Source organism: Streptomyces sp. NPDC047315, assembly GCF_040643215.1.
Lineage (GTDB): Bacteria > Actinomycetota > Actinomycetes > Streptomycetales > Streptomycetaceae > Streptomyces.
Window position 1 is genome coordinate 22,568 of sequence record NZ_JBEYTZ010000049.1, and the last position, 23,432, is coordinate 45,999.

Sequence of the window (23,432 nt, forward strand, 5' to 3'; positions counted from 1 at the left end):
CCCGCGCCCGACGGAAGGCATCGAACCGACCCATGTCCTCGATCAACGACCAAGCGACCGTCATCGTCGGCGCCGGCCCCGCCGGGCTCACGGCAGCCCTCGTCCTGGCCAGGTACCGCCACCGGGTGGTCGTCGTCGACAGCCCCCGCGCTCCGCGCAACGACGCTTCGCAGGGCGTCCACGGGCACATCGGGCTGGACGGCGTCCCGCCGGCCGAGATCCGGGCGCGCGCCTGGCGGGAGCTGTCCCGCTACCCGACAGTGCAGCTGAGGGAGGCCGACGTCGACGCCGTGCGCGCCGCGGACGAGGGCGGGTTCCGCGTCGAACTCGACGGCGGGGAAGCGGTCGAGGCCGCGACGGTCGTCCTGGCCACCGGCGTCGTCGACGTCCACCCCACCCACGTGGAGGGCTTCGCGGAGTGCTGGGGCCGCACGGTGATCCACTGCCCGTTCTGCCACGGCGAGGAGAACGCCGGCCGGCGCTGGGCCACCGTCAGCGACAGCGCGGACCTCGCCGCCCTGTCGGCGGTGGCGTTCCGCCCGTGGAGCCACGACACGATCGCCATCTGCGACGCGTCGACGCCCGGCGTCGATGAGGCCCGCACCGCCGCCCGGAGCCGGGGCGGTGACGTCGTCGCGGGCACGGTGCGCCGGCTGCACCACCGGCAAGGGTCGCTGTACGCGGTCGAGTTGGCCGACGGGCAGGTCCTGGAGCGCGAGACGCTGGTGTGGACACCGCCGCAGCGGCAACAGCCCCTGGTCACCCGGGCGGTCGACGAGCTGAAGCTGACCGTCGACGACGGCGGCTTCCTCAGCGTCGACGAGGCCCGGTGCACCAACGTTCCGGGGCTGTACGCGGCCGGCGACGTGTCGGCCCGCTGGAAGCAGTCGTTCACCGCGTCGGCCGCGGCGGGCGCGACCGCCGCCGACGCCATCCACGCGGCGGCGGTCCTCGGCGCCGTCCACGGCTGATCGGACGTCCCCCGCCGAGCACGCCCCCGAAGCACCCCGCCGGGACGCCGCCGCACCCCCTGCGGCCGGAAGCCCCCCACGGCCTCCGGCCGCACCGCCACGCCTGTCCCCTTGCGTGGCGCCGTGCGGACCCGTCCCCGCGGCCTCAGGCCGCGGCGTTCTCCAGCAGATAGCCCCGGCCCCACACCGTGCGGATCGACAGGTCGATCGGGAGGAGCCGGCGGCGCAGCCGCATGATGTGCAGGTCGAGCGAGTTGCGGGTGACCGTCGGCACCCGCTCGGCCAGGCGGTGCACGAACTCCCCCCGGTACACCACCTCCCCGAAGCGCTCGATCAGTAAGTCCATGAGTTCCGCCTGGGCGTTGGAGACGGTGATCGAGTGATCGCCGAAGCTCAGGGTGCCGGCCGCGTCCAGGGTGGGCACCCGCCGGCTGATCAGCCGGTTCTGCAGGGCCCTGACCCTCGCCTCCAGGTCGTCCCGGGAGATCGGCGCGCGCACCCAGTCCTCAAAAGGGTCGATGCAGACCGGCGGTCGGGCTCCCCCCTCGACGACGAGCAATCTCGGTACCCCTTCCCTACGACAGCGGCTTCTCAGGTCCATTTGGGCCGGCCATCTGACGAACATGACCTTGTTGTTGGGACCCCCGACGACCTTGCTGTTCTGACCCCCCACAGCACATCCCTCCCCAGGTAGGCACTTGCGCATGGTCACACCAGCTCTCCTCAAAGCTCGTTCAACCGTGCGTGGGGGCCCCGCGGACCTCGGTCCGGGGGACCCCGACGCACCTCTCCGATCCCTCTTCCGCCGGTCGGGCGGGGTCACGGCTGCCGCGGCTCCCGAAGCACGCGGTTGATGACTCGGCTGATCTCGGCCGCGTTCCTCGGCCAGTACATCTCGTTGTGCGCGCAGGCGACGTCGAAGCGCTGCACCCGCCCGTCGACGTGCGGATGCCACAACACGTCCATGTCCTCGTCGAGTTGGCGCTTGTCGTGGGTCTCCGGGTCGAGGAGTGCGTTGAAGAACACGACGTCCCCGCGGTACCGGGGCGAGGTGAAGTGCCGCATCTGCTCCATGTGCTCGACGAAGATCGACGAAGCGGTGCCGACCAGGAACTCGTACTCCTCCATTCCCTTGAGGTGCCCCATGTAATTGGCGAGGAACGTGCGCACCATGTCCTCGTCGAGGGCTTCCAGGTCGGTGAAGTGGCTGGCGGGCGCCGCGTCCAGCAGCGCGAGCAGCGCCACCTCGTGCCCGCGGCGCTGGAGCTCCGCGGCCATCGCGTGCGCCAGGGTCCCCCCGAAGGACCAACCGAGCAGGTGGTACGGGCCGCACGGTTGCACCTCCTGCACCTGTCGCACGTAGTCGTCGACCATGTCGTCGATGGACGTCGACGGGGGCGTGGTCCCGTCGAAACCGCGCGCTTGGATCCCGTAGAGCGGCCAGGAGCGGTCCACGTGCCTGCCGAAACTGAGATAGGGCCAGCTCAGGCCGCCACCGGGGTGCAGCCACCACAGCGGTGGATTCTGCCCTTCGGTACGGATCGGCAGCAAGACCGCGAACGGATCCTCGAAGGCCACTTCGGTGTCCGCGGAGAGCTGGGCGGCGAGTTCGGCCACCGTGGGGTACTGGAAGACGGTGCGGACGGGGACGTCGATGCCGAGCTTCTCGTGGATCTGCCACACCAGCCTGGTCAGCCGCAGGGAGTGGCCGCCGCTGGCGAAGAAGTCGTCGTCGATCCCGACCCGGTCCAGGCCCAGGACCTCCGCGAACAGCCCCGCCAGGGCCTCCTCGCGCGGGGTGCGCGGGGCGCGGTACTCGCCGCCGCTCGCATCGGGGTCGGGCAGGGCGGCCCGGTCCACCTTCCCGTTCTCCGTCAGCGGCAGCAGGTCGAGCAGCACGATCTCGCCGGGCATCATGAACGCGGGCAGTTCGCCCGCCAACTCCTCGCGCAGCTGCGACGGCAGCCGCGACGCGCGGCGGGACACCGCGGGCGAGTTCACCAGCCGCACCGGCCGCACCGGTGCACGGCGGTACGTGCCGGCGCAGACGGCGGCGTCCACGTCGGGCAGGACGACCGCCTCGAAGTGGTCCGCCGACTCGGGGGACCAGGTGCAGTACACCGCGAGGCCGCGTGCCGCGCCCCACGCCTCCAGTTCGGCCGGGTCGAGGGCGCCCCGGTCGTCGACCGTCCCGCCCCACTCGGCGGCCTCCGTGACCAGTCGGGCGTTCGGCACCCGCACCAGGCGGCACCGGCCGCCGTGGCGCGCCAGCGCGGTCGCCACATCGGACAGCGCGCCGACGTCGGTGCCCCAGGTCGCCACCGGCAGCTGCCCGAGGTCCAGGGCCCGAACCGGCCCCTTGTGCAGGACGACCTCGTAGCGGTGGCGGGTCAGTTCGTTGTGGTACGCGCCCTGCTTGAGCCGGATGTCGGCGGCGACGACGTCCGGGTGCCGCTCGGCCCAGTGCGCGAAGTGCTCCGGGTCGATGACGAGTTCCTTCTCGTCCAACACCGCGCGCTCGACCGCGGCCTGCACGGCGGCGTCCCGGTCCTCCGGGCGCCGCGCCCGGTGCACCGCGGCGCTGAAGGAGCGCAGCGTGCGGTGGTTGCGCACGTCGCCGAGGACGATCCGGCCGCCGGGCGCCAGGGCGGCCAGGGCGACGTCGAGGACCCGGTCGAGGTAGTCGGCGTCGGGGAAGTACTGCACGACGGAGTTGAGGACGACGGTGTCGAAGTGCGCACGGGGCACGTCACCGGGCTCGTCGGCGCCCTGGCAGCGCAGGGTGACCCGGTCCGCCAGCCGCGCGTCGGCGCCGACCTGGGCGCGCAGCCGTTCGACGACCGGGGCGGAGAAGTCGGTGCCCCAGTACTCCGCCACCCGCGTCGCCAGCGGCCCGAGCAGCAGGCCGGAGCCGACGCCGATCTCCAGGACCCGCTGCGGGCGCAGCGCGAGCAGCCGGTCCACCGTGGCGTCGCGCCAGGTCCGCATCTCGGGCAGCGGGATGGCGCGGCCCGTGTAGGAGCTGTTCCAACCGGTGAAGTCGTCGGCGACCCGGTCGAGTTCGACGTCCGTGCCGCCGTACATCGAGTCGTAGATCTCGCGCCACTCCCCGACCTGTTCCACGGTCTCGTCGTCGGAGGACGCCGACGACTCGGGCACGACGTAGGCGATCAGGCGTCGCTCGCCGAGGCCGTCCTCACGGCTGACGACGACCGCCTGGGCCACGCCCTCGCGCCGGCGCAGCGCCGCCTCCACCTCGCCCGGCTCCACGCGGAAGCCGCGGAGCTTGATCTGGTCGTCCACCCGGCCCAGGTACTCCAACCGGCCCGCGGCCGTCCAGCGCACCAGGTCGCCGGTGCGGTACAGCCGTGTGCCGGGCGCCCCGAGGGGGTCGGCGACGAAGCGGTCGGCGGTGAGCGCCGGGCGTCCCGCGTAGCCGCGTGCGACGCCGTCGCCGCCGACGTACAACTCCCCGACCACACCGGGCGGCACGGGCCGCAGGCGTCCGTCCAGGGCGCGCAGCACGGTGCCCTGCATGGGTCCGCCGATGGGCAGCGGGTCGATGCAGTCGGCCGCCGAGGTCATCCGGTGCCGTGCCGCGAACGTGGTGGTCTCGGTGGGGCCGTAGCCGTTCACCACGACGAGGTCGGGGCAGGCGGCCAGGACGCGGCGGACCGCGGCGGGCGACAGGACGTCCCCGCCGGCCCACACCTCGGCGACGGCGGCGAAGCACTGCGGGTGCTGCTCCGCCATGACGGCGAACAGCCCGGCGGTCAGCCACACTCCGCTCACCGCGCGGTCGGTGATCACGGCGGCGAGCGCGGCGGTGTCCAGTCGGCCGGCGGGTGCCACGACGGCGGTGCCGCCGCCGAGCAGGGGTGCCCACAGTTCGTACGTGGAGGCGTCGAAGGTGTGCGGCGAGTGGAGCAGTACGCGCCGGTGCGCACCGCCCGAGAAGCAGTCGTCGAGGGCGAGGTCGACCACGTTGCGGTGGGTGACCTCGACGCCCTTGGGGCGGCCGGTGGAGCCGGAGGTGAACATCACGTACGCGGTGGCGGCTTCGCCGACCGGGCGGCCCTCGGGGGCGGTGTCCGGCAGGGCCCCGAGGTCGACGCGGGCGAGGGCTTCGTCGACGACGACGTCGGGGGCGAGGTCGGCGAGCATCAGGTCGATGCGCTCGCGCGGGTAGTCGGGGTCGATCGGTACGTACGCCGCGCCGGTCTTCAGCACTGCGAGGATCGCGGCGACCAGCAGCGGGGAGCGCTCCAGCAGCAGGGCGACCCGGCCGTGCGGGCGGGCGCCGCTCGCCCGCAGGTGGTGGGCGACGCGGTTGGACCACCGGTCGAGCTCCGCGTACGTCCAGGTGTCGGCGCCGTCGGGGGAGACGAGGGCGACGGCGTCCGGGGCGGCGGCGACGGCCGCGGCGAACCGTTCGTGGACGGTGCCGGCGGCGAACTGCGGGCCGCGGGCCGCGCCGCCCCAGCGGGCGAGCCGCGCCGGCTCGTCGCCGGTGAGGACGTCCACGGCGCCGATGGGCACGTGCGGCGCGGCGACGGCCTGCCGCAGGAAGTGCGTCCAGCGGTCGAGGAGGGCGGTGACGGTGGCGGCGTCGAAGAGTTCGGTGGCGTATTCGACGAAGCCGGTGATCCGCCCCGGCCCTTGGGCGCCGTGTCCGTCGCCTCCGTGGTGTCCGTCGTGTCCGTCGTCGCCGTCGCGTTCGCCGAGGCTGATGAAGAGGTCGAAGCGGGAGACTCCGGTGCCGAAGACCTCTTCGGTCACGGTCAGGCCGGGAAGGGCGAACTGGGGCCTGGCGTTGTTCTGGAGCGCCAGGCACGTCTGGAAGAGCGGGTGGTGGGCGGGCGACCGCGTCGGGTTCAGCACCTCGATCAGGTGCTCGAAGGGGACGTCCTGGTGGTCGTAGGCGGCGAGGCTGCGCTCGCGCACCCGCTCGACGAGGTCGGCGAAGGCGGGGTCGCCCGAGGTGTCGGCCCGCAGCACCCAGGTGTTGACGAAGAAGCCGACGAGTGCGCCCAGCGCCTCGTCCGTGCGGCCCGCGATCGGCGAGCCGATCGGCACGTCCGTGCCGGCGCCGAGCCGGGTGAACAGCGCGGCGAGCCCGGCCTGGAGGACCATGGAGACGGTGGCGCCGGTGTCCCGGGCCAGCCGGCGCACCCCTGCGGTGAGGTCGGCGTCGAGTTCGAGGGGAATGAGGTCGCCCTCGTAGGACGCCACCGCGGGCCGCGCCCGGTCGGCGGGGAGTTCGACGGCCTTCGGCAGATCGGCCAGGTGGTCGGTCCAGTAGTCCAGTTGGCGCCGGTAGAGGCTGTCGGGGTCGTCGCTGTCGCCCAGCAGCTCCCGCTGCCACAGGGTGTAGTCGGCGTACTGCACCGGCAGCGGTTCCCACTGCGGCGCGGCGCCCGCGGCCCTGGCCTCGTACGCCGTGGTCAGGTCCTGCGCCAGCGGGAGGGCGGACCAGCCGTCGGATGCGATGTGGTGCGCGCCGATCAGGAACACGGACTCGTGGGCACCGACGCGGAACAGCCACGCGCGGATCGGGATCTCGGTGGCCAAGTCGAAGGGCCGGCGGGCCGCCAGCCGCAGGGCGCCGGGCAGTTCGCCCTCGGTGGTGTCGCACTCCTGCCACGGCACTTCGACCGCGGTCGCGGGCACGATCCGCTGGTACGGCGCTCCGGCCTCCTCCTCGAAGACCGTGCGCAGTGACTCGTGTCGCAACACGACGTCGGCCAGTGCGTCGCGCAGGGCCGCCGCGTCCAGTGCACCGCGCATCCGCAGTGCGAGTGAGACGTTGTACGTCGCCGACGGGCCTTCGAAGCGGTGGATGAACCACAGCCGTTGCTGGGCGAAGGAGAGCGGCAGGCGCTCGGGCCGCTCCCGGGGGGTGAGCGGCGGCCGTACGGCGCTGGCGTCGGTGAGGTGCACGGCGAGTTCGGCGACGGTGGGGGCCTGGAAGACGACCCGGATCGGGATCTCCACGCCGTGTTCGGCGCGGATGCGGCTGACCAGCCGGGTCGCCAGCAGCGAGTGGCCGCCCAGGGTGAAGAAGTTGTCGTCGACGCCGATCCGACTCAGTCCGAGGACGGCGGCGAACAGCGCGCACAGCGACTCCTCCCCCGGTGTCGAGGGCGCGCGTCCGCTGCTGCCGGCCGCGTAGTCGGGCACGGGCAGGGCGCGCCGGTCCGGCTTGCCGTTGTCCGTCAGCGGCACGCCGGCGATCGGCACGATCGCGGCGGGCACCATGTACTCGGGCAGGCTCTGGCGCAGATGGGTGCGCAGGGCGGGCAGCAGGGCGGTGATGCCGCCGGCCACCGTGGGGTCGTTCACCGGGGAGCGGTCGTCCGAGTCGGGCAGGTACGCACCGGTCAGCACGCGGCCCGCCGCGGGGCCGTCGCGCAGGACGAGCACGTCGACGCGGTCGACGGCGGTCGCACAGAGCGTCACCAGCGCGTGCCAGCCGTGCCGGCGCGCCCACGCGTGGACGGCGGACGGGTCCAGCGGGGGCCCGCAGGGGGACGGCTGCGCGGCGCCCGCGCCCAGCTCGCGCGCCGCCGCCGCCTCGTCGGCGACGCGGGCGTTGGGGACGCCGTGGACGCGTACGGCCGCGGCGTCCGCGGCGGCCACCCGCCCGGCGAGTGCGTCGAGGTCGCCGTCCCACGCCGCGGTGGGGGCGTCGGCCAGGGACCGCGCACCGCCCGGGGCGTCCGGGTCCGGCTTGTGCAGCACGACCTCGTACCGGTGGCGGGTGAGTTCGTTGTGCGCGGTGCCGCCCTTGATCCGGACGTCGACCCGGGCCCCGGGGCCCCGCTCGCTCCACCGCAGGAACCACTCGGGGTCGAGGACGAGTTCCTTTTCGAGCAGGACGGCCGCCTCCACGGCGCTGCGCAGCACCAGCGGCGCCGCGTCGGGGTGCTTCGCCCGCTGGACGACGGCCTGGAGCACGGGCAGGGACGCGGCCCGGCGCACGTCGCCGACGACGATCCGGCCGCCGGGTGCGAGCAGGTCCCACGCGCCGTCGAGGACCTGCCGTAGGTACTGCTCGTTCGGGAAGTACTGCACGACCGAGTTGAGCACCACGGTGTCGAACCGGCCGGCGGGCAGGTCGTGCAGGGCGTCGGCGGGCCGGTGGCGCAGGTGGACGCGGTCCGCGAGGCCGTGGCCCGCCACCTGGGTGCGCAGCCGGGCGATCACCGCGGCGGAGAAGTCGGTGGCCCAGTACTCCTCCACCTGTCCGGCGATGCGGGCGAGCAGCAGTCCGGAGCCGACACCGATCTCCAGGACGCGCCGCGGCGCCCAGGCGAGGACGCCCGCGACGGCTGCGTCGCGCCACTCGCGCATCTCCTCCAGCGGGATGGGTTCGCCGGTGTAGGAGCTGGTCCAGCCGGTGAAGTCGGTGCCGAAGCCGCCGTCGCCGCCGTCGGCGTAGGCGTGGTCGTAGACCTCCTGCCACTGTTCGATCTGCTCCACCGCGCCGTGTGCGCCGTCCGCGCCGTTGAGGGCGCCGGTGTCCGGGACGACGTAGGCGACCAGTCTGAGGTCCCCGGGCTGGTCCTCGCGGGCGGTGACGATCGCCTGACGGACGGCCGGGTGGTTGACCAGTACGTGTTCGACCTCGCCGGGCTCCACGCGGAAGCCGCGCAGCTTGACCTGGTTGTCGGCGCGTCCGAGGAAGCAGATGTTGCCGTCGGGGAAGAAGCTGGCGCGGTCGCCGGTCCGGTAGAGCCGGTCGCCGGGCCGTCGGCCGTACGGGTCGTGGACGAAGCGTTCCGCGGTCAGCTCCGGGCGGCCCGCGTAGCCGCTGCACAGCACGTCGCCGCCGATGTACAGGTCGCCCTCGACGCCGACCGGGCACGGCTGCATGTCCTCGTCGAGGACGTAGTAGCGGGCGTTGTCGATGGGGCGGCCGTAGGGGATGCTGCGCCAGGTCGGGTCGATCTCCCGGACCCGGTGGTAGTTGGACCACACGGTCGCCTCGGTCGCCCCGCCGAGGCTGATGATCTCGGCCCGGCGGAACACCCCGCGGATCTCGTCCGGCAGCGGCAGCGGCGTGTAGTCGCCGGAGAGGAACACCAGCCGGAGCCGGTCGGAGCCCGGCCACTCGTCTTGGTGGGCGAGGAGCGGCGGGAGTTGGTTGAGGGTGGTGGGCACCGAGTTCCAGAACGTGATGGGTTCGGTGAGCAGCAGGTGCAGCAGCCGGTCGGGGTCGCGCTGTTCGGCCTCGTCGGCGACGTACAGTGCGCCGCCGCAGCCGAGGAGGCCGAAGATGTCGAAGACGGACAGGTCGAAGCCGAGTGCGGTCAGGCACAGGCCGACGTCGTCGGGGCCGAAGTCGAAGGTCCTGAAGCACCAGTTCAGCAGGTTGTGCAGGGGGCGGTGGGTCATCACGACGCCCTTGGGCTTGCCGGTGCTGCCGGAGGTGAAGATGACGTACGCGAGGTCGTCGGGGCCGGCTGCGGGCGCCGGGTTGCCCGAGGTGCCCTCCCGTGGGGCCGGGTCGCTCACGTCGACGAGTTCGACGCCCGCGGGGAGGGTCAGTTGCGGGGTGTCGGAGGTGGTGAGCACGAGCGCGGACCCGGTGTCCGCGAGCATGCTGGCGACGCGTTCGCCCGGTGAGGAGGGTTCGAGCGGCAGATAGGCGCCGCCCGCCTTGAGGACCCCGAACACCGCGGCGATCATGGTCGGTCCGCGGCGGATCCCGATGCCGACGACGGTCCCGGGGCCCACCCCGCGCCGCTTGAGGTCCCAGGCGATGCGGTTCGCCCGCTCGTTCAGCTCGCCGTAGCTCATGGTGCCGCCGGCGAAGCGCAGCGCCGTCGCGTCGGGGCGCTGCGCGGCCTGCTCCTCGAAGGGCAGGTGGATCGGGCCCGGGCAGGGGAACGGGCGCTCCGTGTCGTTCCACTCGACGAGGATCTGGTGGCGTTCCCGGGCGCTCATCTCGCCGCCCGCCGCGGCCTCGTCGTCGCCGGTGCGCACGTCCACGGCGCGCACGGCGATCTGCGGGTCGGCGACCGCCTGTTCGACGACGCGGACGAAGCGGGCCGCGATCGCCTCCACCGTGGCGCGGTCGAACAGGTCGGTGGCGTACTCGATCTCGCCCATGACCGATCCGTCGCGGTCGTCGGGCGCCAGGTTGAAGAAGAGGTCGAACTTCGCGGTGCCCGTCGGGATCGGTTCCATCGACACCGTCAACCCGGGCATGTCCAGCTCGGGCGGCACGTTGTTCTGCCACGCCAGCACCACCTGGAACAGCGGGTGGTGTGCGGCCGAGCGCTCCGGCCGCAGCAGCTCCAGCAGCCGTTCGAAGGGCACGTCCTGGTTCTCGTAGGCGGCCAGCGCCTTGCGCCGCACCTGGTCGAGGACGGCCTCGAACGGTTGCTCGGCGTCGAGGTGGACCCGGAGCACCCACGAGTTGACGAAGAATCCGACGAGGTCGTGGACCGCCTCGTCGGTGCGGCCGGCGATCGGGGAGCCCACGGTCACGTCGTCGCCGCTGCCGAGTCGGTGCAACAGCACCACCAGGGCGGCCTGGAACACCATGGAGACGGTCATCCCGCGGGCCCGGGCCACGGCCTCGATCCGGTCGCGCACCTCGGCGGACAGGCCGAGTTGGACCGAGCCGCCCCGGTGGCTCGCCGTCTCGGGCCGCGGTCGGTCCAGCGGGAGCGGCAGCGGCTTGGACACCCCGGCGAGCTCGTCGCGCCAGTACGCCGCCTGCACGGCGAGGATGCTCTCCGGGTCGTCCGGGTCGCCGAGCTCTTCGCGCTGCCAGAGGGCGAAGTCCGCGTACTGGACGGGCAGTTCCTCCCAGTCGGGCGCGCGGCCGGCAGCCCGCGCCCGGTACGCCGTCGAGACGTCCCGCGCCAGCGGCGCGAGCGAGCCGCCGTCGCCGGCGATGTGGTGGATCACCAGCACCAGCAGGTGCTCGTCGTCGCCGCTGCGGACGAGGCCGCCGCGCAGCGGCACGTCGGCCGACAGGTCGAACCAGCTCCCGGTGACGGACGACACCACGCCCGGCACCCGGTCGGGGGCGACCCGGCCCCAGTCGGTCCAGGGCAGCTCCACCTCGCCCGGGTCCACGATGCGCTGGTACGGCTGGCCGTCGAGCTCGCCGAACACCGTGCGCAGCACCTCGTGGCGCACCAGTACGTCACGGAACGCGGCGCGCAGCGCGGCGGTGTCGAGGGCTCCGGTGAACCGCAGCAGCAGGGGGATGTTGTAGGTCGAGGACGGGCCCTCGAAGCGGTTGATGAACCACATGCGACGCTGCGCGTACGACAGGGGGATCAATTCCTGGCTCACCTTTCGATCATCCGGCGCAACGGCTTCCGGGAAGGGGTCAGCAGGTCGGCCCACCGAAGGGCCAGTTCGGCGACGGTCGGGGAGGTGAACACGGTGCGGATGGGGATCTCCACGCCGAACTCGGCGCGGGCCCTGGCCACCAGCCGGGTGGCCAGCAGGGAGTGCCCGCCGAGGGTGAAGAAGTCGTCGTCGATGCCGACCCGGTCCAGACCGAGCACCTCGGCGAACAGCCGGCACAGGCCGGCTTCCTGGGGCGTGCGGGGCGGGCGGTGGTCCGCGCCGCCGAACTCGGGCTCCGGCAGCGCCGAGCGGTCCAGCTTGCCGTTGGGCGTCAGCGGGAACTCGCTCAGCGCGACCACGGCCGCGGGGACCATGTACGCGGGCAGCCGCTCCCCCACCCGGGCGCGCAACTGCTCGGCGGGCGGCGCTTCGGCGCCCGCCTCCGGTACGACGTACGCCACCAGGCGCCGCTCGCCCGGCTGGTCCTCGCGGACGATCACGGTGGCCTGGCGGACGGCCGGGTCGCGGGTCAGCACGCCTTCGATCTCGGCGGGTTCGATGCGGAACCCGCGGAGCTTGATCTGGTGGTCGCCGCGGCCGAGGTACTCCACTTCGCCGTCGGCCGTCCACCGGGCCAGGTCGCCGCTGCGGTACATCCGCGCGCCCGGCGGACCGTACGGGTTGGCCGCGAACCGCTCGGCTGTCAGGGCGGGTTGGCCGAAGTAGCCGCGGGCGAGGCCGGGGCCGGCGATCCAGAGGTCACCGGTCACCCCGGGCGGCACCGGGCGCAGGGCGCGGTCCAGGACGAGGGTCCGGTAGTTGGCCACCGGGCGGCCGATCGACGGCGGCAGGCCCGCCGTGCCCGGGCCGAGGCGGGAGGCGGTGGAGTAGACGGTGGCTTCGGTGGGGCCGTAGAGGTTGGTGGCCTCGGCGGCGTGCGTGCTCAGGGCCTCGGCGAGCGGGAGGGGCAGGGCCTCGCCGGTGCTGATGACGCGCAAGGGGCCCAGCCGGGCGGGGTCGTGGGCGACGAGCACCTGCCACAGCGCCGGGGTCGCTTGGACGAGGGTGACGCCCGCGCGGTCCACCAGGTCGAACAGGGCCGCCGGCTGGGTGATGTCGTCCTTGTCGGCGATGACGACCGCGGCCCCGGCGAGCAGCGGCAGGAACAGCTCCAGCGCTGCGATGTCGAAGGCGACGGTGGCGATCGCCAGCAGTCGGTCGTCGGCGGTCAGCGGGAACGTCTCCCGCATGCCGGCGAGCAGGTTGGCCAGCGCGCCGTGCTCGATGACGACCCCCTTCGGCTTGCCGGTGGAGCCGGAGGTGTAGATGGCGTACGCGGCGTGCCGGGGGGTGACCTCGGTGCGCGGGGCGGTCGCGGGACGGTCGGCGAGGTCGGCCGCGGCCAGCCGTTCGGCGTCCAGCACCAGCACCGGCGCGCTGTCCTCGACGACGGCCCGCACCCGGGCGGCGGGGTACTCCGGGTCCACGGGTACGTAGGCGGCGCCGGCCTTCCACACCGCGAGCAGCGCCACGACGAGGTCGAGACCGCGGGGCAACTTCACCACCACGCGCGTTTCGGGCCCCGCGCCCTGGGCGACGAGCCAGTGGGCGAGCCGGTTCGCCCGCTCGTCCAGGGCCCCGTGGGTGAGGGCGGCGCCGCGGTGTTCGACCGCGGGGGCGTCCGGGGTCGCCGCCGCCCGTGCGGCGAGCGCCGCCGGCACGGTCGCTGCGGGGACGGGGGCGGCGGTCGCGTTCCACCGGTGCAGGACGCGCTCCCGCTCGTCCTCGCTGACCACGTCGACCGCGCCGACGGTGAGGTCCGCGTCGGCGGCGATCTGCCGCAGCACCCGGGCCAGCCGGTCGGCGACGGCCTCGACCTCGGCGGGTTCGAAGGCGTCGCGCTGGTACTGGAAGGAGACGCGCAGCAGCGGGTCGGCGGCGGCGATCACGGTCAGCGGGTAGTGCGGCGGGGCGTAGGGGCGGATGCCGGTGACGGCGAGTTCGCCGGCGGCGGTGGCCGCGGCGATGCCCGCCCGGTCGACGGGGAACGACTCGAAGACCAGGAGGGTGTCGAAGAGGGTGTTCAGCCCGGTGGCGCGCTGCACGTCGGCCAGCCCCACGTGGTGGTGTTCCAGCAGCCGGGCCTGGGCGTCCTGGAGTCGGCCGAGCAGCCGTGCGACGTGCTCCGCCGGGGTGCACGCGGCGCGCACGGGCACGGTGTTGATGAACAGCCCGACGGCCCGGTCGACGTCCGGCAGGTCGGACGGGCGGCCTGAGACGGTGGCGCCGAAGAGCACGTCGTCCCGGCCGGTCAGCCGGGCGAGCACGATCGCCCACGCGCCCTGCACCAGGGCGTTGGTGGTGACGCCGAACTCGGCGGCCCGCCGGGCGAGCCGGGCGGCGTCGTCTCTGGACAGGTCCATGGTGACCTGGCCGCTGCCGGTGCGGTCCGCGCGCGGGCCCGGGGCGAGGAGGGTGGGCTCGGCGACGCCGGCGAGCTCCGCGGCCCACGCCTGTGCGGACCCGGTCGCGTCCTGGCGCGCCAGCCACCGCAGGAAATCCGGGTAGCCGCAGCCGGGCGGCGGGTCCGCGGCGGGTGCACCGGCGGCGTACAGCCGCATCAGCTCCAGCTCGATCAGCGGGACGGACCAGCCGTCGAACAGCACGTGGTGGGCGGTGAGGACGAGTTCGGCCCGGCCGGGACCCAGGGTGACGAGGGTGAGCCGCAGCAGCGGTGGCGCGTCGGTGCGGAAGGGCGCGGCGCGCTCGGCGTCGATGACGCGCTCCAACTCGTCCTGTGCGTCGGCCCGGTCGGTGAGGTCGAGGTGGCGCCAGGGCAGCGGCACGTCGTCCACCACGATCTGCACCGGCTCCCCGCTCGCGCTGGTGGCGAACGCCACCCGCAGGTTCGGGTGGCGATCGAGCAGGGCCTGGCCCGCCGCGCGCAGCCGCCGTGCGTCCACCGGGCCGCTGAGCTTGAAGACGAACTGCGTCTGGTACGCGCCGGTGGAGGTGTCGGCGAGCATCGTGTGGAACAGCAGGCCGGCTTGGAGGGGTGTGAGCGGCCATACGTCGCCGATGCGGCCGTAGCGCTGCTGCCAGGCGTCCAACTCGTCCTGACGGGTCGCCACCAGGGGGAGGTCGCGCGGCGTCAGTCCGCTGGCGCCGGCGGTGACCAGGTCTTTGAGGGCGTCGAGTGCGGTGCGCCAGGTGTCGGCGAGTGCGCGTACCTCGTCGTGGCGGAGCACGCCGGTGGCGAAGGTGAACAGGGCGGTGAGGCGTGGGCCGTCGCCGGCGTCGGTGACCAGGGCGTTCAGTTCGAGGGCGCTGGGCACGGGCATCGCGGGGTCGGGGGCCGCGACGAGTTCGGGACACTCCGGCGCCGGGGTCCAGCCGCCGCCGCGGCCCGCCCGCGCACCGTCCGCACGGACGCCGTCCGCAGGCGCGCCGTCTGTCCGCAGGCCGCCTGTCCGCGCGCCGTCGAAGGAGAAGTGTCCGAGGAAGTTGAAGCCGATCTCGTCGGTCGGGTAGCGGCGCAGCTCGGCCGCGGTGCGGTCGTTGAGGTAGCGCAGCAGCGTGTAGCCGAGGCCGTCGCCGGGAACGTCGTGACGCTGTTCCTTGATGCGCTGCAACGCCTGACCTGCCGCCGGCCCACCGGCGAGCGCCGCGTCGACGTCGAGGCCGCCGACGTCGAGACGCACCGGGTGGACGGTGGTGAACCAGCCGACGGTGCGCGACAGGTCGGCGCCGGGAGCCAGGCCCTCGGTGCGCCCGTGTCCTTCGACGCGGACGAGCGCGGCGCCGTCCACCACCCCCCGCCGGTGCTTGGCCAGGGCCAGTACGAAGGCGGTGAGCAGCACGTCGTCGACGCCGCTTCGGTAGGCCGTCGGCACCGCGGTGAGCACGGCCGCGGTGAGGTCGGCGGGCAGCGTCAGACGCACGGTCCGGGTCGTCGCGGTGACGTCCACGGCGGGGTCGAGCGGCCGGGCGCCGACGGGGGCCGCGGGCCGGGCCAGCAGTTCGCGCCAGAGCGGGAGTTCCGCCGTGCGCTCGGGTCGTTCCGCCTCGTCGGCCAGCGCCCGCAGCCAGCGCCGCAGCGAGGTCCCCACGGGCGGCAGGGTCGGCGCGGCACCGCCGCGGACCTGCTGCCACGCCTGCGCCAGGTCGGGCAGCAGCACCCGCCACGACATGCCGTCGACGACGAGGTGGTGGGCGGCGATCAGGAGCCGGCCCGGGCCGCCGGCCGTCGGGTCGAACCACACCAGGTGGAGCATCCGCCCCGTACGGGCGTCGACGGTCCGCGTCGCCGCGGCGGCTTCGGCGCGCAGCACGGTGCGCCAGGGCTCGCCGGACCACTCGCCCGGGCAGCGCACCGCCGTGATGAGGTCGGCGGCGTCGACCGCGCCGGGCGGCCGGACCTGGAGGCCGTCGTCGACGAGGTGGGCGCGCAGCACGTCGTGCCGGTCGAGGACGGCGGCGACGGTACGGGTGAGGTCGTCGTGGCGTACGCCGGCGGGGAGTTCGAGGACCAGCCACTGGGCGAGCCGGTCGAGTCCGGGCCCGTGCTCGGCGACGAGGCGCGCCATCGGCGGCAGCGGCAGCGGGCCGACGCCGCCGCCGTCGAGTTCGGCGAGCGCGGGCGGCGCGGCGTCGCGGCTCGCGGCGCGGGCCAGGGCGGCGACCGTACGGCATTCGAAGACGGTGCGCGGGTGGAAGACGAGGCCGGCGGCGCGGGCCCGGGCGACGACCTGGATGGCCCGGATGCTGTCGCCGCCGAGGGTGAAGAAGTCGTCGTCGACGCCGATCCGGCTCAGCCCGAGGACGTCAGCGAACACGTCGGCCAGCGTCCGTTCTTCGTCGGTGCCGGGCGGGCGGTGGGGGCCGGTGGCGTACTGCGGTTCGGGCAGGGCGCCGCGGTCCAGCTTGCCGTTGGCGCTCAGCGGCAGCCGGTCCAGGACGACGAAGGCCGCGGGGACGAGGTGGGCGGGGAGCCGGGCCGCGGTGAAGGCGCGGAGTTCGGCGACGTCCAGGCCGGCGTGGAAGTCCCACTCCTGGCCGGCTCCGCCGCTGCCGACCGCGGTCGTCGGCACGACGTAGGCGACGAGTCCGGCCGCCCGGTCGGCGCCGCGGCCGGCGCGGGCGAGCACCGCTGCGCGGGCGACTCCGGGGTGGGCGGCGAGGGCCGCCTCGATCTCCGCGGGTTCGACCCTGAAGCCGCGGACCTTCACCTGGTGGTCGGCGCGGCCTTCGAACTCCAACTCTCCGTCGGCGTTCCAGCGGGCGAGGTCGCCGGTGCGGTACATGCGCCGCCCGGGCCGGCCGAAGGGGCAGGCGACGAAGCGGTCGGCGGTGAGCGCCGGGCGGCCGTGGTAGCCGCGGGCGAGGCCGGCGCCGACGATGTACAGCTCTCCGCGCACCCCGCCGGGGACGGGGCGCAGGCCGGCGTCGAGGACGAGGAGTTCGGTGTTGTCGATCGGCCGGCCGATGGGGACGGTGCGCGCGCCGGGCCGGTGGTGCCAGGCGGAGACGTCGACCGCGGCCTCCGTCGGCCCGTACAGGTTGTGCAGGGGCACGCCGAAGGTCCGGTGGAACCGTTCGGCGAGGTCGACGGGGAGCGCCTCGCCGCTGCACACGACCCGGCGCAGGGCGGTGCGGCAGTCGGCGTACGCGTCGTCGACGAACTCCGCCAGCATCGAGGGGACGAAGTGCAGCGTGGTCACCCCCGCCCGGCGGATGACGTCGGCGAGGAGTGCGGGGTCCCGGTGGCCGTCGGGCCTGGCCACGACCAGGGTCGCCCCGGTGATCAGCGGCCAGAAGAACTCCCACACGGACACGTCGAAGGAGGCCGAGGTCTTCTGCAGCACCCGGTCGGTGGCGTCGAGGCGGAAGTGGTCCTGCATCCACAGCAGTCGGTTGACGATCGCGGCGTGGGAGACGACGGCGCCTTTGGGCTGCCCGGTCGAGCCGGAGGTGTAGATCATGTACGCGGGGTGCGCGGGGCGGTGGGGCGCGCTCGCCGCGGGGCCTTCCGTCAGTGGGACCTCGTCCACGGCGATCAGCGGGACGCCGGTGTGCGGGAGTTCGGCGGCGGTCTCCTTGACGGCCAGGAGCAGCGCGGGGCGGGCGTCGGCGAGCATGAACTGGATGCGGGCGGCCGGGTAGTCGGGGTCGACGGGTACGTAGGCGGCGCCCGCCTTGAGCACGGCGACCAGTGCGACGACGAGTTCGAGGGAGCGGGGTATCGCCACGGCGACGAACCGTTCGGGGCCTGCGCCGCCCTCGATCAGCAGCCGGGCGAGGCGGCCGGAGCGGTCGGCGAGCTCCCGGTAGGTCAGCCCGGCGCCCTCGAAGGTGACGGCGGGTGCGTCGGGGGTGGCGCGGGCCTGCCGCTCCAGCAGCCGGGTCAGGGTCACGTCGGGTCGGGAGATCGCCGGGCCGGCGCTCTCGGCGAGCAGTTCCTGCTGCTCGGCGGCGGCGAGGGCGCCGACGTCGGCGACCCTGGCGGTGGGGTCGGCCATCGCCGCGCGCAGGAACGTTACGAACCGTCCAGTCAGTCCGGTGACGTCCGGTGCGTCGTACTGCCACTGCGGTGCGTCGAGCCGGACGTGGAGGTCGCTGGTGGGCGTGCCGTCGGTGTAGAGGCACACCATCACCTCGTCGACCTGGCCGAACGTGCCGCCGGCGAAGCGCGCCCGGCTGCCGGCGAAGTCGAGCGCTTCGACGAAGGGGATCACGTTGACGATGGCGCCGAAGGGGCTGCGGGCGTCGGTGAAGCGCCCGGTGGCCCGCTTGATCAGCGCGGTCTCGTGCCGGGCGTGCCGCAGGACGGTCCGGCGCTCGCGCCGCAGCGCTTCGGCCAGTTCCACGAAGCTGGCGGTGGGCGCCACGTCGATCCGCAGCGGCACCCGGTTCGAGTGCAGGCCGAGCGCGTGACGTGCGGCGCCGGTGCGGTGGTTGACGGTGATGGTGTGCAGGGGGGCGGCGACGGCGCACATCAGCCGCAGGTACGCGGTGGACGCCGCGGCCAGCAGGTCGGGGACGCTGGTGCCCGACTCCGCCGCGGTCCGCTCCCAGCGGGCGCGCTCCGCGGCGGGGACGGTCAGGGTGCGGGTGGTCAGTCCCAACGGTTCGGTGAGGGCGTCCCAGGCGCCGGCGTCGGCGCCGGCCGCGGGCTCGTCGTCGAAAATGCGTACCCCGGTGGGGAGTTGGGCCGCGGCGGGTTCGCCGGCGAGGTAGTCCTGCCAGAATCTTTCAGCGTCGGCGTGGCGCGGGGACGAGCGGTACGCGGCGTCCGCGGCGAGCGGGTCCGGTCCGGGGCGCAGTTCCCCCTCGGGTACGGGAGCCCCGGCGTGCAGGGCGCGGTAGACCTCCGCGATCCGCCGGGACAGCAGGGCGATCACGCCGAAGGCGTCGGTGAGGATGTGGTGGAAGACCAGCACCACGAGGTGGCGGGCGCCCTCCAGTCGGATCGAGCCGACGCGCAACAGTGCCTCCTCGCCCAGGTCGAACGGCTCGGCCACCAGGGCGGCCACCGCCTCCCGGGCCGCCGCGGCGGGGTCGTCCGCGTCGCTGACGTCGAGGTGGAAGGGCTTCCAGGCGCCGAGGTCGCGGGCGATCAGCTGCGGGCCGTCGGCGCCGCGGCGGAAGTTCACCGCCAGGGTGCCCGCGTCCGCGACGGCCCGCTCCAGCGCCGCGGAGAGCAGGGAGACGTCCAGGTCACCCGTGACGTCCCACAACGTGGCCACGTTGTTCGGTCGATCGGGTGCGAACTCCTGCGCGAGCCACATGGCCTCCTGCTCGGCCGTAACGCCGGTACACCCCATCCGGGCATCCCCCCGCAAACGTGGTAACCAGATCAACGGGACTCTCATCGCCCCCAATCGTTGGGGCGACTCGATGGATTGGCCACCGAGGTGAAAGAAGTTGGCCAGAGATCAAAGGATCAAGACAGAATCCGCCGGCCGGCGCATTCGTGCCGTGAGCGTGGCGCCCAACTGCTTAGATCCCGTCGGGCGGGGCCACGTCCGGCACGCCGCATCCCACACCTGGAGGACTCGATGACCGTCGGGCCGAACACCGACACCGACCGGACCGAGCTGCACATGGCGGACAAGCACGACTGGATCCGGGTCCAGGGCGCGCGGGAGAACAACCTCAAGGACGTCAGCCTGAAGATCCCCAAGCGCCGGCTGACCGTGTTCACCGGGGTGTCCGGCTCGGGCAAGAGCTCCCTGGTCTTCGACACCGTGGCCGCGGAGTCGCAGCGGCTGATCAACGAGACGTACAGCGCTTTCGTCCAGGGGTTCATGCCGAGCATGGCGCGGCCCGAGGTCGAGATGTTGGACGGGCTCACCACGGCGATCATCGTGGACCAGCAGCCGATGAGCGCCCACGTGCGCTCCACGGTGGGCACCGCCACCGATGCGGGCGCCTTGCTGCGCATTCTGTTCAGCCGGCTCGCCGAGCCGCACATCGGCTCGCAGAAGGCGTTCGCCTTCAACGTCGCGACGGCGGACGCCAGCGGCACCCTCGTGGTGGGCGGCAAGAGCATAGAAAAGGGTTTCAGCGTCGTCGGCGGAATGTGCCTGCGCTGCGAGGGCATGGGCACGGTCTCCGACATCGATGCGACGCAGTTGTACGACGCGTCCAAGTCGCTCGCCGACGGCGCGGTCACCGTCCCCGGTTGGAAGCCCGACGGCTGGGTGGTGCAGTCCTTCGTCGAGTCCGGCTTCCTCGACCCCGCCAAGCCGATCCGCGACTACACCGCCGACGAGCTCCACGACTTCCTGCACCGCGACCCCGTCAAGGTCAAGGTGAAGGGCATCAACACCACGTACGAGGGTCTGCTCGCACGGGTCCACAAGTCCTTCCTGTCCAAGGACAGGGAGACCCTGCAACCGCACATCAGAGCCTTCGTGGAACGGGCGGTGACGTTCGCGACCTGTCCGGAGTGCGAGGGGACCCGGCTCACCGCGCTCACCCGGTCGGCGAAGATCGACGGGATCAACATCGCCGACGCCTGCGCCATGCAGATCAGCGAGTTGGCCGACTGGGTGCGGGCCGTCGACGACCCTTCGGTGGCCACGCTGACGGCGGTGCTCGGCGGGACGCTGGAGTCCTTCGTCGACATCGGCCTGGGCTACCTCTCGCTCGACCGGCCCTCGGGGACGCTGTCGGGCGGCGAGGCGCAGCGCACCAAGATGATCCGGCACCTCGGCTCGGCGCTCACCGACGTCACCTACGTCTTCGACGAGCCCACGGTGGGGCTGCACCCGCACGACATCCAGCGGATGAACGACCTGCTGCTGCGGCTGCGCAACAAGGGCAACACGGTGCTGGTGGTGGAGCACAAGCCGGAGACGATCACGATCGCGGACCACGTCGTCGACCTCGGCCCGAAGGCCGGCACCGAGGGCGGCGAGGTGGTCTTCGAGGGCACGGTCGACGGGCTGCGGGCCAGCGGCACGCTCACCGGGCGCCACCTGGACGACCGGGTCAGCCTCAAGCCGTCGGTGCGGGCGCCGAAGGGGAAGCTGGAGGTGCGCGGTGCGAACGCCCACAACCTGCGGGACGTGGACGTGGACATCCCGCTGGGGGTGCTCACCGTGCTGACGGGCGTGGCCGGTTCCGGCAAGAGCTCGCTGATCGGCGGCTCGGTCTCCAAGCGGGACGGCGTGGTGACGGTGGACCAGGGCCCCATCAAGGGGTCGCGGCGCAGCAACCCCGCCACGTACACCGGGATGCTCGACTCCATCCGCAAGACGTTCGCCAAGGCCAACGGGGTCAAGCCGGCGCTGTTCAGCCCCAACTCCGAGGGCGCCTGCCCCCAGTGCAAGGGCGCCGGGGTCACCTACACCGATCTGGCGATCATGGCGGGTGTCGCCACCACCTGCGACGAGTGCGAGGGCAGGCGGTTCGACTCCTCGGTGCTGCACCACCGCGTCGCCGGGCGCAACATCAGCGAGGTGTTCGCGATGTCGGTGACGGAGGCGGAGGAGTTCTTCGGCCGCACGGAGGCCCGGACGCCGGCCGCGCACACCGTCCTGCGGCGGCTGGTGGACGTGGGGCTCGGCTACCTCAGCCTCGGCCAGCCGCTGACCACGCTCTCCGGCGGGGAGCGGCAGCGGCTGAAGCTGGCCGCGCACATGGGCGAGGACAGCAGCGTGTACGTGCTGGACGAGCCGACCACCGGGCTGCACCTGGCGGACGTCGAGCAACTGCTCGCCCTGTTGGACCGGTTGGTCGACGCGGGCAGGTCGGTGATCGTGATCGAGCACCACCAGGCCGTCATGGCGCACGCTGACTGGATCATCGACCTGGGGCCGGGCGCGGGCCGCGACGGCGGCCGGATCGTCTTCGAGGGGACGCCGGCGGACCTGGTCGCCGGCCGCTCCACGCTCACCGGCGAGCACTTGGCGCAGTACGTGGCCCGCTGAGTCGGACGCGGCCTCGGTGCGGGGGCGCGCCGTCGGGGTTCCCCGGCGGCCCGCCGCCGCGTCGAACTGCTACGTCACGCCGGGTGGGGGCCGCTGCGGAGTGCCGCGGTGGCCTGCCGGACGAGCCAACGTTCGGCCTCGTCGTAGGACCAGCCGTTGTCGTCGAGCAGCGTGAAGTATCCGCTGTAGCCGAAGTAGAACCACATGATGTCCGCCGCCTGCTGCACCGTCAGGTCCGGGTGCGTCCCGCCGATTTGGTGCAGATGCGCCGCCACGGCGTCGAGGGCGCCCCGATAGCGCTCGGTGCCGATCGCCAACCCTTCGCTGACGTCTTCGTTGTGGGGTGCGGTCGTGAGCACCATGCGCATGATGTCGCCGAAGCTCTCGCGCATGGAGCGCACCACGACGGCCGTCTGCCGCAGCAGTGCGTCCGGGTCGGTGAACGAGTCCAGCTCGCCCATCGACTCGGCGACGACGGGTGCCTGGCTCCACGTGTCCACCAGGGTGCGCATCAACCCCTGCTTGCCCCCGCTGACGGCGTACACGGTCGTCGGAGCGACCCGGGCCTCCTTGGCGATGTCCTCGACCGTGGTCAGGAAGTAGCCCTTGCGCGCGAAGAGCAGCCGTGCGGCGTCGACGATGGCCTGCCGGGTGGCTTCCGCGTAGTCGCTCCGCCGGCTCCTGTGCGGCCCAGACATGATCGCCCCTCACCGTAAATCGGTCGCTGTTGTCAGCCTATAGGGCTACCGGGAGGCCACGAGCCGGCGGTCGGCGCGCGCGCACCGACCGCCCCGTCCGGGCCGGGGCCCGGCTACTTGGCCAGCCCACGCAACCAGACCTGTGCGACATTCCGGAGGTAACCTCCACGAAGGGCACACCGTGAAGATCGCAGTCATCGGCGGTACCGGGCTGATCGGGTCGCAGGTCGTCAGGAACCTGACCGCCGCCGGGCACGAGGCCGTACCGCACTCGCAGTCGACCGGCGTCGACGTCATCAGCGGCCAGGGGCTGGACGGGGCCGTGGCGGGCGCCGACGTCGTCGTCAACCTGACGAACTCCCCGACCTTCGACGAAGCCCCGCCGGCCTTCTTCCGGACCTCGATGGAGAACCTTCTGGCCGCGGCCCGCAACGGCGGAGTCGGCCACTTCGTCATCCTCTCCATCGTCGGCACCGACCGGGTGCCGGAGCTGGACTACTACCGCGCCAAGGCGCTCCAGGAGCACCTCCTCGCCACCGGGGCCATCCCCTACTCCATCGTCCGGGCGACGCAGTTCATGGAGTTCATGGACGCCGTGCTGTCCTGGACCGCCGACGCCGACACCGTCCGGCTGCCCGCCACGCCCATTCAGCCCATCGCCGCGGAGGACGTCGCCGCGGCGGTGACGGAGGTCGCCGCGGGTGCGCCGCTGAACGGAATCCGCGACATCGCCGGCCCCGAGGTCTTCGCCCTGGACGAGCTGGGTCGGATCACCCTGAGCCACCAGGGTGACCACCGCGTCGTGGTCACCGACCCCACCGCGGGCATGTTCGCCGCGGTGAAGGGCGACGTGCTCACCGACGAGTCCGCCGCGCTCGCCCCCACCCGATACGCCGACTGGCTCACCCGCACCCACTGACCACCGGCCGGTGGTGGGCGGGCTCGCCATGACCGGCGCCGTCATGGACGGTGCCGCGCTCGCCGGCGTACTGCTGCGCACCAGCGGACCCGTC

General features: G+C 73.4%; 7 protein-coding genes. 3 read left to right on the forward strand and 4 right to left on the reverse strand.

Annotated features, from left to right (window positions below; all coding sequences use genetic code 11):
• Nucleotides 1-32: 32 nt before the first annotated feature.
• Nucleotides 33-971, forward strand: coding sequence for an NAD(P)/FAD-dependent oxidoreductase (locus ABZ842_RS35665; RefSeq protein WP_361546835.1), 939 nt, complete (start codon nucleotides 33-35; stop codon nucleotides 969-971).
• A gap of 145 nt (nucleotides 972-1,116) precedes the next feature.
• Here ABZ842_RS35665 and ABZ842_RS35670 read toward each other — a convergent pair whose 3' ends face one another.
• The 3 genes from ABZ842_RS35670 to ABZ842_RS35680 all read right to left on the reverse strand — a co-directional run bounded on the left by ABZ842_RS35670 (nucleotide 1,117) and on the right by ABZ842_RS35680 (nucleotide 19,156).
• Nucleotides 1,117-1,530 (reverse strand): winged helix-turn-helix domain-containing protein, encoded by a 414-nt coding sequence (locus ABZ842_RS35670; RefSeq protein ID WP_361546838.1) that lies wholly within the window; start codon nucleotides 1,528-1,530, stop codon nucleotides 1,117-1,119.
• A 260-nt stretch (nucleotides 1,531-1,790) separates the two neighbouring features.
• Entirely contained in the window at nucleotides 1,791-11,285 is a 9,495-nt protein-coding gene (locus tag ABZ842_RS35675; RefSeq protein WP_361546841.1) for an amino acid adenylation domain-containing protein, read from the reverse strand.
• Nucleotides 11,282-19,156, reverse strand: a complete 7,875-nt coding sequence (locus ABZ842_RS35680) for an amino acid adenylation domain-containing protein (RefSeq protein ID WP_361546844.1) — start codon at nucleotides 19,154-19,156, stop codon at nucleotides 11,282-11,284. The genes ABZ842_RS35675 and ABZ842_RS35680 overlap by 4 nt, the downstream gene beginning before the upstream one ends.
• Before the next feature lie 186 nt (nucleotides 19,157-19,342).
• Here ABZ842_RS35680 and ABZ842_RS35685 point away from each other — a divergent pair, with 186 nt between their 5' ends.
• Nucleotides 19,343-21,721 carry an excinuclease ABC subunit UvrA gene (locus ABZ842_RS35685; protein ID WP_361546847.1) on the forward strand — a complete coding sequence of 793 codons (2,379 nt, stop codon included), beginning with the start codon at nucleotides 19,343-19,345 and terminating at the stop codon, nucleotides 21,719-21,721.
• Nucleotides 21,722-21,795: 74 nt separating this feature from the next.
• On the opposite strand, the gene ABZ842_RS35690 is transcribed toward ABZ842_RS35685, so the two are convergent.
• Entirely contained in the window at nucleotides 21,796-22,419 is a 624-nt protein-coding gene (locus tag ABZ842_RS35690; RefSeq protein WP_361546849.1) for a TetR/AcrR family transcriptional regulator, read from the reverse strand.
• A gap of 181 nt (nucleotides 22,420-22,600) precedes the next feature.
• Between ABZ842_RS35690 and ABZ842_RS35695 the strand changes: the two genes are divergently transcribed.
• Complete coding sequence (locus ABZ842_RS35695) at nucleotides 22,601-23,338, forward strand: NAD(P)H-binding protein (protein WP_361546851.1); 738 nt, start codon at nucleotides 22,601-22,603, stop codon at nucleotides 23,336-23,338.
• The last annotated feature ends 94 nt before the right edge of the window (nucleotides 23,339-23,432 follow it).